Origin of the sequence: Streptococcus rupicaprae, assembly GCF_040545225.1 — a bacterium.
In the GTDB taxonomy this organism is placed as follows: Bacteria; Bacillota; Bacilli; order Lactobacillales; family Streptococcaceae; genus Streptococcus; species Streptococcus rupicaprae.
On record NZ_JBEPLO010000009.1, the window covers coordinates 78,888 to 95,159 of the forward strand.

The window sequence follows — 16,272 nt, forward strand, 5'->3', positions numbered from 1 at the left end:
GGTAAATCAAATGACAAAATTAACCTTTCCAGATGGGTTCCTGTGGGGCGGTGCGACTGCAGCTAACCAATGTGAGGGTGCCTATGATGTGGACGGACGTGGCCTAGCCAACGTAGATGTTGCGCCAATTGGACCAGATCGTGGACCAGTGATTATCGGAAAACGCAAGATGTTCGATTTTGAAGACGGCTATCACTACCCAGCCAAGGTCGGGATTGACATGTATCATCGCTTCAAGGAAGACATTGCCCTCTTTGGTGAAATGGGCTTTAAAACCTACCGTTTGTCGATTGCTTGGAGCCGTATTTTCCCTAAAGGCGATGAGCTTGAGCCAAATGAAAAAGGCCTTCAATTTTATGAAGACCTCTTCAAAGAGTGCCACAAGTATGGGATTGAGCCTTTGGTGACCATCACTCACTTTGACTGTCCAATGCATCTAATCAAAGAGTACGGTGGTTGGCGCAATCGCAAAATGTTAGAATTTTATGAGCGGCTTTGCCGGACCCTCTTCACACGCTATAAGGGATTGGTTAAATACTGGTTGACCTTCAACGAAATCAACATGATTCTCCATGCCCCATTCATGGGAGCAGGCCTCTACTTTGAAGAGGGAGAAAATGTTGAGCAAGTCAAATATCAAGCAGCTCATCATGAATTAGTAGCCTCAGCTATTGCGACCAAAATTGCTCATGAAATTGATCCTGAAAACAAGGTTGGATGTATGCTTGCTGCTGGTCAATACTATCCAAATACGCCACATCCGCGTGATGTTTGGGAGTCCATCAATCTTGACCGCGAAGGCTACTTCTTTGTTGATGTTCAAGCGCGTGGAGAATACCCTAACTACGCTAAAAAAGAATGGGAACGTAAAGGCATTGAAATCGCTATGGAAGACGGCGACCTTGACGTCTTGAAGGAACACACAGTTGACTTTATTTCCTTCTCTTACTATTCAAGCCGGGTGGCCTCTGGTGACCCAGAAGTCAAAGATAAGACCGCTGGAAACATCTTTGCTTCGATCAAAAATCCGTATTTGGAGGCTTCTGAGTGGGGCTGGCAGATTGACCCACTTGGCCTTCGGATCACCCTCAATGTGATCTGGGACCGTTACCAAAAACCCCTCTTTATCGTGGAAAATGGTCTAGGGGCCATCGACACGCCAGATGAGAACGGTTATGTGGAAGATGACTACCGGATCAACTACCTGGCTGAGCACATTAAGACCATGCGGGACGCGATCAATGAAGATGGCGTAGAGCTTTGGGGCTACACGACTTGGGGCTGTATCGACCTCGTTTCAGCAGGTACTGGTGAGATGAAGAAACGCTATGGTTTCATCTATGTGGACCTTGATAATGAAGGCAAGGGAACCCTTAAACGTTCTAAGAAGAAATCCTTCGATTGGTACAAGGAAGTTATCGCAACCAACGGTGCTTCTGTTAACTAATTTGGCTCCAACTCACTCGGTACTCCTTAGCCGAGTGAGTTTTTAATCATTAGAAAGTCTCACACAGTTAGTCGGAAAGAATAGTTCCAGTAATGGCCTAATGGACTTCTGTTACCAAAGTCGATCAGCCTGTATATTCTGTTTGAGGTAGTGAGTGACAGTTTGTCCTGCCTTCTCTGTGATGATCAGGCAAGCAACTAGGCTGGTCACAGCATTATTGAACCAAGCCCTAATCTCTGCTGGAGCCATTAGGAAAAATGGCCGGTAGATTTCATATAATCAAGAAAGGGGTTCTTATGCACCGTCTAAAACTAAATGGGAAAATTCTCTTGGTTTACCTCTTGGGAAATCTGATTTTGGCCTTCGGCGTTTGCCTTAATACCAAGACTAGCCTGGGGGTCTCTCCTGTGACGTCGGTGCCCTTTAACCTGTCTCAGATTCTGCCCATTCCCTTTTCAGTCATCAATTTTGCCTACCTCTGTTTTTTGATTTTGGTCCAGTTTGCTCTTTTGCGAAAGGCTTCTAGCTTGACGCAATTCAGCCAGATACTGGCTAGTTTCTTGTTGAGTTTCTTCATTCAAATCTTTGATCCCATTCTTCTTGTTCCGGATCATCTGGTTTGGCGGGTCTTAGCTCTATGTCTTGGGATTGTAGCGACGGGGATCGGCGTTTCCTTATCTGTTGGCATGCGGGTCATTCCCATCTCAGGCGATGCCCTGGCTGACGTCATTGGGCGTATCACTGGGCGTGGGTTTGGCTTTGGAAAGAATGTCTTGGATGCGGTATCTATCACGGTTTCCATTCTTTTGGGATTAATCTTTAAAGGCAGTTTACTAGGAATTGGACCGGGAACGGTCCTAGCCATGATCTGTACAGGCCGTGTAGTAGCTCTGGTTCATCCTATGACAGAAAGGCTCTATCAGAAATGGAGCTGATCCCGTTAATCGTTTCAAGAGCCGACAAACCATTTCAAAAGGAGACTTTCTTCTCTTGAAATGGTATTTTTTTCAAATAGCTTGAAATAGGTGCTTCTCTTATGGTAAACTGGACAAGGTTTATTAAAGGATGAAGGGGATTATTATGAAGAAACCACATATTACACTAGGGACACTGGTAGTCTACTTAATAGGAACAGTGGTCTTGTCCTTAGGGATTTGCCTTAGTGCTAAGAGCAATCTTGGCGTTTCACCAGTAACCAGTATCATTTTTGCGTTAGCAGCTGTAACTGGCCGTTCTTTTGCAGAGACAAATTTTGTCTACCTGTGTTTTTTAATTTTTGTCCAGTTTTTATTGCTTAAAAAGGAATTTAGGCTGCGCGAGACGGCTCAAATTTTAGCCAGTTTTTTAGGCAGTCTTTTCATTGACTTGTTTGACAAACAATTGCCGATGCCGGAGCAACTGGGCTGGAAGATCATTTTTTTGGCCATCGGTATCTGCCTGGTCGGTATCGGTGCTTCTCTCATGGTTGGCATGAATGTTATTCCCAATCCCGCAGATGCCTTAGCACATGTGATTGGTAAGGTAACGGGAAAAGGCTTTGGGACAGGCAAGAATATTTTAGACATTATATCCATTATGGCGGCAGTCCTTGTGGGATTACTCTTTGCGGGACGCTTGGTCGGTCTTGGTCTAGGCACGGTTTTGGGAATGATTTTCACCGGCCGAATCATCTCTTGGTTCCATCCTTTGACGGAGAAGTGGTATGAAAAGTTAACCCATCCCAAAGGGCTGTAAAATACTGAGTTAAGAGATGGGATTTAGACAAACCTTGACTGAAGCGACTCCTTAGGGCGATTAAGAAGCTTTAATAGATAAGTTTTTCTAAAGGAAATGATACAAAAGGCCCATGTGTCAACTATAGTGGTTTGTTGATGCATGGGCTTTTAATACTCTTGGAAAATCAAGACTAGTCCTTATCAATTCGCTTCGATGAACTCCCGTTCTATCATCAGTTTCGCTTCCTAGGCCAGAGTGATTTCCTTTGAGTATTAGGCTGACAATCGGTTTTAAGAGAACTCATAAAAAAGGGGCTTGGTCTAAATTGAACCAAGCCTCTTTTTGTCGCCGGCGATGGCGTTTTTTATTTTATTGAACCTTGTCGTCTTTGTCCAAGGCATCTTTGACAGCATTGATAGCGCCAGTCGCAGCACCTTTCACATCTTCGACGATTTCTTTGCCTTTAGCGATTGTCTTTTCAACCAGGCCTTCTGATTCGAGCTCAGCATCACCAGTTGCTTTACCGATCACTTCTTTAGCAGAACCTTTCAATTGGTCCAATTTGGCATCAAATTTTTCAGACATACGGTGTCTCCTTTATATTTCTACTTTCTCTCAAAGAAGAAAGAAACCACAGCAATTACGAGAACTGCTCCTATAATTGACGGAACAAGTGCCATGCCTGCTAGGCTAGGACCCCAATGTCCAAAGAGACTTTGTCCGATAGACGACCCTGCGAGTCCAGCAAGAATATTGGCAATGCATCCCATCTTATGACCACGATTGGTGATAGAACCAGCTATGGCACCGATCAAGGCTCCGATAATGATTGACCAAATCATAGTACTCCCTCCTTTCAAAACCAACTAAAGGTAAACGCTTTACCTTTGTAACATTAGTATAACATAGAGTCTTTCTAAAGTCTAATGGAAGGCTCGATTGGTTGAGAGATAGTCAGGAAAATGATTCGTTTTGGCAATTGGGCTAAGCCTGTCGCGAGAAAGGAGGTTGGACATTAAACAGGAGCGATCACCGATGATTAGAGACTTCAGTTGACCTTGTTTTCAATGCTTCCACATGGTAAAATCTTCAGTTTTAGACAAGTTTTAAAAAATTAAGCAATTGTTTTAAAAAAATTAAACAAATAGTTGACATAGAGCAAGTCCTCTGTTAAAATTTATTTAAACAAATATTTTAAAACAATAAAGTGGAGATTTAAGTGATGAAAAAAATACTGACCAACAAATTGTTTATGGGGACCTTTGCCTCTGATTTGATTTCTAACCTAGGAGATACCCTATATTATCTAGCCCTGATGACCTATGTTTTGAGTTTGCCAGATGCGAGGTTCGCGATTGCAGCGGTTAGCTTGTCTGAAATTCTTCCCATGTTTTTAGCCCTACCGATTGGCCTCAAAGCAGATAAGACGCGAGAGAAGCTACCAGCCATTTTTCTAACACTAGTAGTAAGAATCATCCTCTATGCTGGACTTGGCTTACTGATGGGATTTGAGCCAGCTCTTTGGATTGTTCTGGTTGCCTGTGTCATCAACCTTATCTCAGACCTGGCAGGTCAATATGAAAATGGTTTGTTTGGTCCTATTACCTTGCGCATTTTGGAAGAGGAGGAGCGCGAGCCAGCAATGGCTTTTAAACAAACCGTGCGCTCTATTTCTGGCTTAGGCTTTCAACTCCTGGGCGCTATCTTGATTACGCTGCTAACCTATCAGGAATTGGCCTTTGTCAATGCTGGGACTTTTGCGTTATCAGCTGTGATTTTGGTAATCTTGCGACCCAGCCTCCAAGGACTATTGAACCAAGAGCCTATTCAGATCAGCACCAGCAGCGAGGATTTGTCTGCCAGTAATCCTTTGGTAGAGCTCTTTAAAAATGCCCGCTTTGCCTTTGTCGAGTTGATGAAAATCCCAGGCCTTCGGATGACCATGCTTGTCATTCCAGCCCTCAACGCAGTTCTCAGTGTTTTGGAGACCCTCCTCTTGCTTTCTATGAAAGAGTATCCGCATATGATCATCGGAAACGTGGCGACGACCCTCATGCTGATGACAATTAGTATTTTGGTCGGCCAAGTGTTGGGTGGTATGCTCGCTATGGGACCCATGCGTCAAGTGGCTATTGCTAAGATTATTTTCTTTGCTTCAGTCACACCAGTCTTGATCTTTTTAGCCTTTTTAGCCCAGAGTACTGGTTTGGTAATGCTTAGTCTTTGCCTTGCAGCCTTGGGAGGAGGTTTAGCTACCCCTAAGCTTCAGGCCTTGATTTTAAACCATATGCCAGAAGAGCGTTTGGCAACTGTCGGAGCAGCCATTGACAGCTACTTCACGGCAGGTATCTTAATCGCTCGGGTTGGAACAGCTGCGGCAGTTGTCCTTATCAGTGTTAGCCAATTGGCAAGTGTTTATCTGGTTTTAAGCCTGGCCTTATTTGCCTGCAGTCTGGTAAGACTTGGCAAAACATGCTATACTAAACAAGACAAAGAGTCGTGAGAAGTGAGGTAGAAACTATGGACAGCCATTATTCAGAATTGGACAGTCAAATCTTAGATTATCTTTATGTGCCCTTGATTGCAACTGCCCAAAAGGAGGATTTTGAATGGGACATGACTCCCAGAGAGAGGGAGATTCTAGCAGAAGCCTGGGAGGTCTTTGAGGCCTTACAGCAGGACTTAGCTCCTTTAAAAACGCGAATTGAGGCGGCCCTGCCCTTTACTAAAGTAGGTCTTTCCCTGGCCCATCTCGCCTATTTTTATCTGCTGGATCAAGGCAAAAGGCCTTCTAGCTGGGAGGAGTTTCTGAATCAGTTAGCTTCCCTTTCAGAAGGGGACCTGCTCTTTTGCTTGAGCGTGGGCTTATCGGTCGAACTAGACAGGGAGATCGAGGACACGCAGGTCTCCTTGATAGCAGCCATCGAGCAGTCTGATATGAAGCCTGCAGAAAAATGGTACTGGTCTCAAGCGGTGTGGCACCCTTTAGAGACCATGCAAGAGATCACTGACCTACTGAGTGAGATTGGGGTGCGCTACCAACCCTACTTTGATAAGTATCAGAAAGAGCGCGAAGCCTTTGCAGCAAGGATAGATCTTGAGGAATTGATGAACGCGGTGCCTCATGTCCAGAATGCCTTAGGGAATGCTTTATCAGACGGAGCCATCAGACTTTTTGTGATCAGCCCCTGGCATACGCGTTTCTCTTTAGTGGGGCTGGATAAGTTAACGAATCTTGGCTTAATCGTTACGCTATCAACGAGGATGGATAGGGTCCTTCAGGAGCGAAATGTGTTTGATATGGAAGATTTTGTTGCCACCTTAAAAGTAATCGGAGACGAGACCCGTTACCAGATTTTAGTCGAGCTGCTCAAGCCCCATGCCAAGAACAAGGACATCGCAGAAAAGCTAGGGATCACCAATGCGGCAGTTTCCTTCCACACGCAGAAGTTGATCACCTCGCAAGTCCTTGTCTATGCCGGAGAGGATAAGCCTCAGAAATACCAAATCAACCAAAGACTGCTGGAAGCTTTGATTGATAAATTGCAGACGGATTTGACTTAAACAAGGAAATGGGAAACTAACGACTTCTTGATTAGTGAGACCAAACGGACGGTTGGATATGGATGAGAGAAGTAGCTAACTAGAACCCTAAAGATGGAGATGAGAAAATGATTTATCTGAAAAATGGCCAGTGGCTAAATGAGCACGGAAGACCTTTGACGCTCCAAGAGCGAGAAGCAGCGGGACAGCAAGTGCGAAGCGAGTTGAATAATCAATTAAGGAATCAGGGATTTGAAGGGTTCCTAAAGAGCTGGTTGCTTAAAAGGATTAGAGTGTCTGGTTAGTAGACTAGGGCAAACAGGTTTAAGAAGACTTCGTTAGAATAAACTAGAAGCTCTCTTTGCCTTTTTTCAGGAAAAAGGATATAATAGCTCAAGGAAAACGATTGCGTTAAACTTAAGTCAACAGACGACTTCAGCTAATGTAGAAGTTTAGGAGTGATTATATGACGACCTTGGCCGATGTAGCACGGCTCGCTAATGTATCAAAGATGACTGTTTCTCGGGTGATCAACCATCCAGATAAGGTTACAGAAGAATTACGCCAATTAGTGATTGCTGCAATGGAAGAGCTGAATTATAAACCGAATGTTGCTGCAAAAGCTCTGGCGCAACAGCGAACTCGAATCGTACAAGTCCTTATATTGGAGAAGATGGATGTGGTAGAGCCTTACTATATTGATCTTTTAGCTGGTATTGCAGATGAACTGAACCAACGGAACTATACCTTGCAACTAGTCACCAATCCTCAGTTGGTGACAGATCGATGCGATGGCTATATTGTTACAGGAGCTCGAACGGTAGATTACTCTTGGTTGAAGCATTTGAATAAACCTCTTGTTCTATTTGGGGAGAACCAAGCAGGCCTGCCTTTTGTTGATTCAGATAATCGTCAGGCAACAAAATCAGCGACTGAGTTTGCTTTATCAAAGGGATATGAACAGGTTATTTTCATTGGGATTGACTTGCTTGAAACCTTTGCAATGGAGAGAGAATCAGGTTACATGGAAGCGATGAAAGGACGGGAGACTTGTTTGTATCGGCTAGAAAACCGTTCCCGAGTAGCTGAGCAATTTATCCAAAACCTTGAGGTGAAGGGGAAGGTGCCAGAGAACATTTGTTTTGTTTGTGCATCGGATCGCTTGGCCTTAGGAATTACAAGAGGTCTGCAAGGCTTGGGAAAATTGATTCCTCAGGATGCAGGTGTGATTGGGTTTGATGGTTTCTTCCTGGATCGCATATCGAGGCCGACTTTGACAACTATGAAGCAACCAATCCGACAAATGGGAGCCTTAAGTGTTCAGCGTTTGATGACCCTTGTTGATGGTCAGTCTTTGGACAACCTGGGTATATACTGCCATGCTAGTTTAATTGAGCGCGAGACTACCCCTTAGTAGTCTTTTTTTTATCTGGAATATCAGATCTAAAGAAAGTGGGAGTGGGAAGAACTCCAACAAACGAAAAAGAGTTCGTCTTCGCTATCTTATTTCAAGGCTCAGACCTAAAACCGTCCACTGGACAGTTTTACTCTCCCCTCCTCTGCACAGTTGATTGGGCCAGTTTTGGAGCCTATCAAGCCAACAAAACTGCTAATCAGCAGTGATTGCTTGAAACTAAAGTTTCTTTTGACACTGACGTCGTCATCTCTATTTCCAACTTCCCAAGGTCCCCCGGACCTTTGGAACTATGCAGGACAACTCTGAAACTGGCAAAGTAAGGATTATCTCTTTTTAATTTCTAGGAGACAACCTTGGACAGACCAACCTCAGATTGTCCAAGCCTCAACCACTGTGTCAAACTGTTTTTCTATCATAGTTTCAAAAGAGCTGACTTTTTTCCGGCCTCATTAAAGAGTAGGATTGAAAGCTTAAAAATGTTACCGCTAACATGAAGGAAAACGCTTGCGTAAAAATCGTCGAATTGTATATACTGGTAATAGATTTAGAAAACAAATGGATGTGGAGGAATCTATGAAAACGAAATCGATTCAAGAAACGCAATCGCGAGGCATGCTAGAGAGGAAGCAGGTTTTTGGTATTCGTAAATTAAGCGTGGGTGTTGCTTCCGTCGGGATCGCAGTAGCACTCTTCTTGAGCGGAATTGGACAAGTGGTAGAGGCTAATGAAGTCACACCTGTTGTAGAAACCAGTCAATTGGCTCCAGATATCACCACCAGTACAGAGGAGACGGAAATAGCAGCCTCTGCGGCTGAATCCTCAGATGTTGAAAATAGCGCTTTACAGTCGCCGACTGCTGTAGCAGAGGCGCCGATTGCTGAAGGGGCTATTCGCTTGCATTTTGAAAACGTTGAGAGTTCTGAGCCAGAACGTCAAGGTTTATGGACTTGGGGAGGAGTAGAAACCCCGTCAAATGGTGATAAATGGCCGACAGACACAGCAAATTTCTCCAACCAGCAGGTGGATGACTACGGTCATTATGTGGATATCAAAAAGTCTGAAACTCCGGCCACGATTGGATATTTGGTCCTCAAGGACGGGGAGAAAATAACAGAGTCTGACCAAAAAATTGAACTTTTGACTCCCGAACAAAACGAAGCCTGGGTAGCGAAGGACTACAGTGTTTCGAGCTACGAACCCCTCAAAGATGAGAATATGCTTCGCATCAACTACAAACGTGAGGATAACAATTACGATGGTTGGGGCGTCTGGACTTGGGGAGACACACTGGAAGCTAGTAAGGATTGGCCTGCTGGAGCTCTTGATTTTAAAGTAGGGAAATATGGTGCCTACGCCGATATCCCGCTATCTAGAGCCTTGGATTCAAAATTAGGTTTTCTCTTGCTTAACCAACAAAATCCAGATCTTCCAGGAAATAAGACCGCTGATCTAGTTTTTGCAGATCGGAAGCGTCACAGTCAGATTTTCCTCCGTCAGGGTGATGACAAGGTCTATACAAATCCATACTTTGTTGAGGAGAAAGTAGAGCTTGATACCAGTCAAGCTACCCCAGGGGTCAAAAATGTAACAGTTGCGGCTAGTCTGAAAGCTCCTTTTAATTACAATGAAAGCGGCTTAGTTTCTCTCAAAATCACTAATCCAGAACAAGCTGAGATTGTTAAAGTGGAAGTTGACACTAGTGCTATCGGAGGTGGGGTTGTCCCAGTGTCGACTGAGTTAAATCGTGTAACAATCAAGGCAACATCAGTTACCCCACCTGGAACATATAGCCTGCCAGTCAGAGTTTACGATAAGGACAATGGTTACTATGAAACCAAGTTGGATGTAACAGTTGCTAAGAGGGAAAAGGCAGAAGGTGAGAAAGACTGGGATGAGCAAGTCATCTATTTCATGCTGACCGACCGATTCTACAATGGTGATAAGAGCAATGACAAGTTAGTTGAAGGACCAATAACCAATCCTCGAGGCCTTTATCAAGGTGGTGATTTTAAGGGTGTGACAGCTAAGCTAGATTATTTGAAAACATTAGGTGTAAATGCTATCTGGCTGACACCGATTGTGGAAAATATCTCTCACAATGCTGGAAATGAAAAAGACGGTGACTATTATGCCTACCATGGTTATTGGGCATCTAATTTTGAAAAACTCAATCCTCATTTGGGGACGCTGGATGATTTTCATGAGTTGATTGATGCAGCAGCCGAAAAAGGAATCAAGATTATTGTAGACGTGGTGCTTAACCATTCGGGTTATGGAACAGATGATATCTTCGCTGGCATGGTGCGAACTCAAGAAGAAGATAAACAAGGTGACGATCAATTGGGGTCATTGGCAGGGTTGCCTGACTTTAAAACAGAGAATGCAGCCATTCGAAAACAATTGGTCGATTGGCAAGCTTCTTGGCTGGAGCGTTCAAAGACTGCTAAGGGGAATTCTATCTATGGATTCCGCGTGGACACAGTTAAACATGTCGATGACACAACATGGCAACATTTCAAGAATGAATTGGTCGATCGTGATCCAGACTTCCACTTGATTGGCGAAACTTGGGGAGCTAATTACAAGGATACCAAGGGAGACCTAGGTATTGGAACCATGGATAGCCTACTGGACTTTGGCTTTAAGGATATTGCTAAGTATCTGGTTAACGGTCAGCTTAAGGCGGCTGGTAAAGAGTTGGAGGAACGCAGCAAAGTTTTGACCAGTGCAGCATCTCTTGGACAATTTTTGGGTAGTCACGATGAGGATGGTTTCCTGCATGGTCTTGGCGGTGCGGAGAAAGAAGGTAATCTTGATAAGCTTAAATTAGCAGCTAGCCTCTTAGTGACGGCTAAAGGACAACCAGTCATCTATTATGGCGAGGAATTGGGGCAATCAGGGAAAAATAACTGGCCTGTTTACGACAACCGCTATGATTTTGATTGGACCAAGGCTGAAACGAGCGATATTCAAAAACACTATCAAAAATTGCTAGCTTTCCGCAACGCACATTCGGAGTTGCTTTCTCGTGGAGATACAACAACATTAGGAGCAAGTGATGGTCAAGGCTGGCTCCTGACCAAGCGTTCGCACAAGGACCAAACTGCCTATGTCTTGTTGTCGACCAATACTGAGAGCAAGCCAATGGCAATCGAGGTATCTGATAAGGATACTGTTGTGGCTGATGCTTACACAGGTAAGACTTACAAGGCGATTGAGAGAGATGGGAAATGGCTTGTTGAAGTCGAACTCCCAACAGCTGCTCAAGGGGGTACCATGCTCTTGCAGACACAGGAAGGAGAGATTGTTAATGCAAGGGTTGAAGAGGAGAAGGCAGAGGATCCGATTGCAGCAGGCTATTTCCGTGTTCACTTTAAGAAATTACCGTCTGACAATCTGTCTAGCCTAGGTTTGTGGACTTGGGGAGATGTGGAAACACCGTCATCTGAAATCGGAGGCTGGCCGACAGGTGCAACTAGCTTTAGTACGGCAAAAGAAGATGACTACGGCTATTACCTAGATCTCAAGATGAAGGATGATGCTGCAAGCAAAATCAATCTTTTAATCAACAACTCAGCTGGTGAGAACCTTACGGGAGATAAGACAGTTGAGCGCATTAGCCCTAAGATGAATGAAGTTTGGTTTGATGAAAACTACGACATCAGTCATTATCCACCACTTAAGGCGGGATATATTCGGATTAATTACTACCGAACTGATGGGGACTATGATCAAAAGGCGCTTTGGATTTGGGGAGATATCACGGATGTTAAGCTTGGTGATTGGCCAAACGGAATCGATTTTGAAAATCAAGGCAAATATGGTGCTTATGTCGATGTCAAATTGACAGATCTTCCAAACTCAATTGGTTTCTTGTTACTCGATAAAAGCAAGTCAGGAGATGATGTGAAAATTCAACAAAAAGACTATCAGTTTACAGATTTGAAAAATCAAACCCAAATCTTCCTTCGGGATGATGATGCGACCGTCTATACTAATCCTTATTTTGTCAATAATGTTCGTATGGCGGGAGCATCCCACACTAGCTTAACAGCCCTAGAAGCAACCTTCACAACCTTGGAAGGAACAGATAAGGACAGCATCCTAGAGAAATTAACCGTAACAGATAAAAACGGGCAAGTAGTCGAAATAAAAGACCTTGTTTTGGATGCTGCCAGCAATAAGGTGAAGGTGATGGGAGACTTCAACCGAGAGAATGCAGGCTATACCCTAAGGTATGAGAATGACAGCTTTACGACAAGGATGGGCTGGCAGTTGAAGGATGAACTCTATGCCTACGATGGTGAGCTGGGTGCCCGCGTTCGTCAATCTGGTCGGATAGTGGACATGACCCTTTGGTCACCGAGTGCAGAGCAAGTCTCTCTAGTCCTGTATGACAAAAAAGAACCTACCAATGTGGTTGGTAAATTGGCTATGACTAAGGGGGATAAGGGGCAATGGGATCATACCCTAAATGAACAATCAGGCTTAGGGATAGAGGACTATCGTGGTTACTATTACCATTATGAAATTGTTCACGATGGCCAACCAGTTCTTGTGCTAGATCCGTATGCCAAATCTCTGGCTGCCTGGAACAGTGATCTGGCAGAAACAGCTCCTTCTGAGCGCGTGGCTAAGGCAGCCATTGTAGATCCTAAGGAAGCTGGTCCAAGTGACTTAGATTATGCAAGCATTCCAAACTTCAAGCAACGTGAAGATGCGATTATTTATGAAGCCCATGTTCGTGATTTTACATCCGATCCGGCCATTTCAGATGAATTGAAGGCTCAGTTTGGGACTTTTGCAGCCTTCGCAGAACGTTTGAAATACCTTAAGGATTTAGGAGTGACCCATATTCAGTTACTTCCAGTTATGAGTTACTATTATGTTAATGAGTTGAAAAATGCAGAGCGAATGAACGATTATGCCTCTAGCAATAGTAACTACAACTGGGGCTATGATCCGCAGAGCTACTTTGCCTTGACGGGCATGTATTCGACTGATCCAAGTAATCCGCTGAAACGCATTGAAGAATTTAAAAACCTTGTCAATGAAATTCATAAACAAGGCATGGGTGTTATTCTGGATGTGGTTTATAACCATACAGCCAAGACATTCCTGTTTGAGGACTTAGAGCCGAATTATTACCATTTTATGGAAGCAGACGGGACAGCTAAGACCAGCTTTGGTGGAGGGCGTTTAGGGACAACTCACCACATGAGCCGTCGTGTCCTGGTGGATTCGATCAAATATTTTGTTGATGAATTTAAGGTGGACGGTTTCCGCTTTGATATGATGGGAGACCATGATGCGGTATCTATTGAGACAGCCTTTAAAGAAGCTCAGAAACTTAACCCTAATATCTTGATGCTTGGTGAGGGGTGGAGAACCTTTGCAGGGGATGCTAATCAGCCAGTGAAGCCTGCTGATCAGGATTGGATGAGTTCGACAGATACGGTTGCCGTTTTCTCAGATGATATCCGCAATCTCCTCAAATCAGGCTATCCCAATGAAGGTCAACCAGCCTTCATTACAGGTGGTCCTAAGAATGTGGAAAGTGTCTTTAACAATATTAAGGCTCAACCGAGTAATTTCTTGGCGGACGATCCAGGAGATGTCATCCAATACATTGCGGCTCATGACAATTTGACCCTCTTTGATATCATTGCTCAGTCAATCAAAAAAGATCCGTCTCTAGCGGAGAATAATGCTGAAATTCATCGTCGTCAGCGTTTAGGTAACTTGCTCATATTAACTTCTCAAGGGACACCGTTTATCCACTCTGGTCAAGAATATGGGCGTACTAAACAATTCCGACATCCAGATTATAAAGTTCCTGTTTCAGAAGATCGGGTACCGAACAAGGCTCATCTGTTAACGACGGCAGACGGGACACCGTTTGACTATCCGTACTTTATTCATGATTCTTATGATGCTTCAGATGCAGTCAATAAGTTTGACTGGGCTAAGCCAACAGATAGTCAGCTCTACCCAGAAAATGTTAATACGGTAGCCTTTACCAAAGGATTGATTGAATTGCGTAAGTCGACAGATGCCTTTCGTATACCAACAAAAGAGGATGTTGACAAGAGAGTCAGCCTGATTTCTATCCCAGGTCAACACGGCATCGCTCAAGACGACGTGGTGATTGCCTATCAAGCTGTTGCCAGTAACGGTGATCGCTATGCTATCTTTGTCAATGCAGATAGTAAGGAACGGCAATTTGTTCTGACAGATAGCTATAAGGCCTTGCTTAAGGGGGAAGTTCTCGTTGATGGTCAACGTGCAGGTACTAAAGCTCTGGCAGAATTGGTCGGGGTCAACTTGACGGATGAAGCAGTCGTCCTTGCTCCTTTAACTGCAACAGTCATTCGCTTACCTCATCTCAGTTCCCAAGTGCCAGATGTAGCACCTCTGGAAGAAGAAAAACCTAAGCTGAACGTTATCACCATGGAACGTAGAATCGAGAAAGAACTTGCTATTAAGGAGGAAGTTCGTTACGATGAGAGTCTGCCAATTGGGCAATCCTACCTTCTTCAAGAAGGGCGAGCAGGCAAATTGGTTTCTATTTATCAAGACTTAGTGGTCGACGGAAAAGTAGTGTCTACAAGGTTGGTGTCAGAGACAGTTGTTGGTGATCAACTTCGCATTTTAGTGAAGGGAAGTAAGCAATCAACGACTGAATCGGACGCATCAGGCTTCTTGGGCACCCCTGTTCAGAAGTCAATCGTAACGACAAGTCTTACCAATTCATCAACTCTCCCAGCAACTGGTGAAGTTACTAGTGACTTAGCCCTCGTAGGTTTCGGTTTAGCTGGCCTAGGGATGGCACTTGCGACACAGGGAGGAAAGAAAAAGTCAGAAGACTCTGTTCTTGATAGTTAACTTGCTGTACAATTTAAATAGCGTATAGAGGTGACTATAGATGTGGGATTAGGAGGCTGTGAAGAGTATCTCACCCTCCTAATTTTTTACTTTAATCGTTTGACTTATACTCGTTAAAATTAAAATCAGCCTTTGAAAATAGGTTGCCTAGCTTACTGGATATAACAAATAAGGTCCGATAGATGAGAAAACGCTAGATAAACCATAAGAGATTAGGGTAGACATCTGTTTTTGTACTAAATTATAGCAAAAAAGATGCGTATCGGCAGTTGATTAGAATTTCTTACTCTCTGCCATACAAAATGTTAGGGCAAATCAAATGCATATAGGAACATTCGTGAATCGGTGACACTAAACTAGACAGATTTTATAAAGTACTCTACACTAAAATAAAAAGGAGAACATCGTGTCTAGAAAAATCCGCCGTCTCTTTACAGATGACTTTAAGCACCAAATCGTGGATCTGCACCATCCCGGTATGAAACGAAGTGCCCTGATCAAAGAATATAATTTAACATCCGCTACCTTTGACAAATGGGTAAGACAAACCAAAACAACTGGATGTGGGTAAAAAGATGAGGCTCAGACGTAAGAAATTTCATCTTAGTTTGGCTTTTGATCAATATTTGAGAGTCAAAAAGGGAGGAGGGAGGATAAAACACCAAACAGAGGTTCATGCGTTTGTCCTGTTATTTTGCAGGACAAACGCATGAAGAAACCATCGTTTTCAACATCTTTCACAGACTACTTTCCCTCTTTTTAGCTATAATAGTTAGAGGAGGTGTTTTTATGCCGGAGATTGTCAAGTTCTTAATGTCTGTTCACGACCTGCGTGACCATCGCAAAGTCCATCACCTGTTGTCTGATATTATCCTCCTCATCTTCTTTGCCCGTCTAGCTGGGGCCGAGTACTGGGAGGAAATTGAAGATTTCGGTAAGGCCTATGAGTCTTCCTTGCGTGCCCTTCTTAAACTGGATAATGGGATTCCTTCTCATGACACCCTGCAGCGTGTTTTCGCAACCTTGGATCCTCAAGTCTTGGTAACCGTCACGTTGATGTGGTCAAACCTACTTGAAGAGGCTAGACTGTCTGCGACCACTTTTCCGACCTTTGCCAAAAATCTTCTGGCTATTGATGGGAAAACAATTAGGGGCAATGGCAGTGCCACTCAAAAAGCCCTTCACATTGTGTCTGCCTATGCGACAGAGCAGGGCATCTGTTACGGTCAAGTCGCAACCGATGAAAAAAGTAATGAAATCACAG

Annotated in this window: 11 protein-coding genes and 1 pseudogene; 10 read left to right on the plus strand and 2 right to left on the minus strand. The window is 43.9% G+C overall.

Translation table 11 applies throughout. From position 1 onward, the window contains the following. The first annotated feature begins 10 nt into the window (after positions 1-10). The 3 genes from ABID29_RS05300 (at position 11) to ABID29_RS05310 (ending at position 3,181) form a co-directional block, all read left to right on the plus strand. Positions 11-1,447: a 6-phospho-beta-glucosidase gene (locus tag ABID29_RS05300; RefSeq protein WP_354364918.1), complete on the plus strand. Its 1,437-nt coding sequence runs from the start codon at positions 11-13 to the stop codon at positions 1,445-1,447. Positions 1,448-1,743: 296 nt separating this feature from the next. After that, the gene (locus ABID29_RS05305) at positions 1,744-2,382 is read left to right on the plus strand and encodes a YczE/YyaS/YitT family protein (protein ID WP_354364919.1); all 639 of its coding nucleotides are present in this window, start codon (positions 1,744-1,746) and stop codon (positions 2,380-2,382) included. A gap of 145 nt (positions 2,383-2,527) precedes the next feature. Next, positions 2,528-3,181 carry a YczE/YyaS/YitT family protein gene (locus tag ABID29_RS05310; RefSeq protein ID WP_354364920.1) on the plus strand — a complete coding sequence of 218 codons (654 nt, stop codon included), beginning with the start codon at positions 2,528-2,530 and terminating at the stop codon, positions 3,179-3,181. 351 nt (positions 3,182-3,532) lie between these two features. On the opposite strand, the gene ABID29_RS05315 is transcribed toward ABID29_RS05310, so the two are convergent. Both ABID29_RS05315 and ABID29_RS05320 read right to left on the minus strand, forming a co-directional pair. Next, entirely contained in the window at positions 3,533-3,748 is a 216-nt protein-coding gene (locus ABID29_RS05315; protein WP_354364922.1) for a CsbD family protein, read from the minus strand. A gap of 20 nt (positions 3,749-3,768) precedes the next feature. Beyond that, the gene (locus ABID29_RS05320) at positions 3,769-4,005 is read right to left on the minus strand and encodes a GlsB/YeaQ/YmgE family stress response membrane protein (RefSeq protein WP_354364923.1); all 237 of its coding nucleotides are present in this window, start codon (positions 4,003-4,005) and stop codon (positions 3,769-3,771) included. A 380-nt stretch (positions 4,006-4,385) separates the two neighbouring features. Between ABID29_RS05320 and ABID29_RS05325 the strand changes: the two genes are divergently transcribed. The 7 genes and pseudogenes from ABID29_RS05325 to ABID29_RS05355 all read left to right on the plus strand — a co-directional run. Further along, positions 4,386-5,666, plus strand: coding sequence for an MFS transporter (locus tag ABID29_RS05325; protein WP_354364925.1), 1,281 nt, complete (start codon positions 4,386-4,388; stop codon positions 5,664-5,666). A gap of 17 nt (positions 5,667-5,683) precedes the next feature. Further along, complete coding sequence (locus tag ABID29_RS05330; RefSeq protein ID WP_354364926.1) at positions 5,684-6,727, plus strand: winged helix-turn-helix transcriptional regulator; 1,044 nt, start codon at positions 5,684-5,686, stop codon at positions 6,725-6,727. A gap of 107 nt (positions 6,728-6,834) precedes the next feature. Then, positions 6,835-7,011, plus strand: coding sequence for a hypothetical protein (locus tag ABID29_RS05335; RefSeq protein ID WP_354364928.1), 177 nt, complete (start codon positions 6,835-6,837; stop codon positions 7,009-7,011). A 161-nt stretch (positions 7,012-7,172) separates the two neighbouring features. Beyond that, entirely contained in the window at positions 7,173-8,120 is a 948-nt protein-coding gene (locus ABID29_RS05340; RefSeq protein ID WP_354364930.1) for a LacI family DNA-binding transcriptional regulator, read from the plus strand. 576 nt (positions 8,121-8,696) lie between these two features. Continuing rightward, positions 8,697-15,008: a pullulanase gene (locus ABID29_RS05345; protein ID WP_354364931.1), complete on the plus strand. Its 6,312-nt coding sequence runs from the start codon at positions 8,697-8,699 to the stop codon at positions 15,006-15,008. Positions 15,009-15,414: 406 nt separating this feature from the next. Beyond that, positions 15,415-15,570 (plus strand): annotated as a pseudogene (locus ABID29_RS05350) (transposase); the annotation flags it as partial. 227 nt (positions 15,571-15,797) lie between these two features. Next, a partial coding sequence (locus ABID29_RS05355) for an ISAs1 family transposase (RefSeq protein ID WP_354364932.1) occupies positions 15,798-16,272 on the plus strand: 475 nt, incomplete at its 3' end.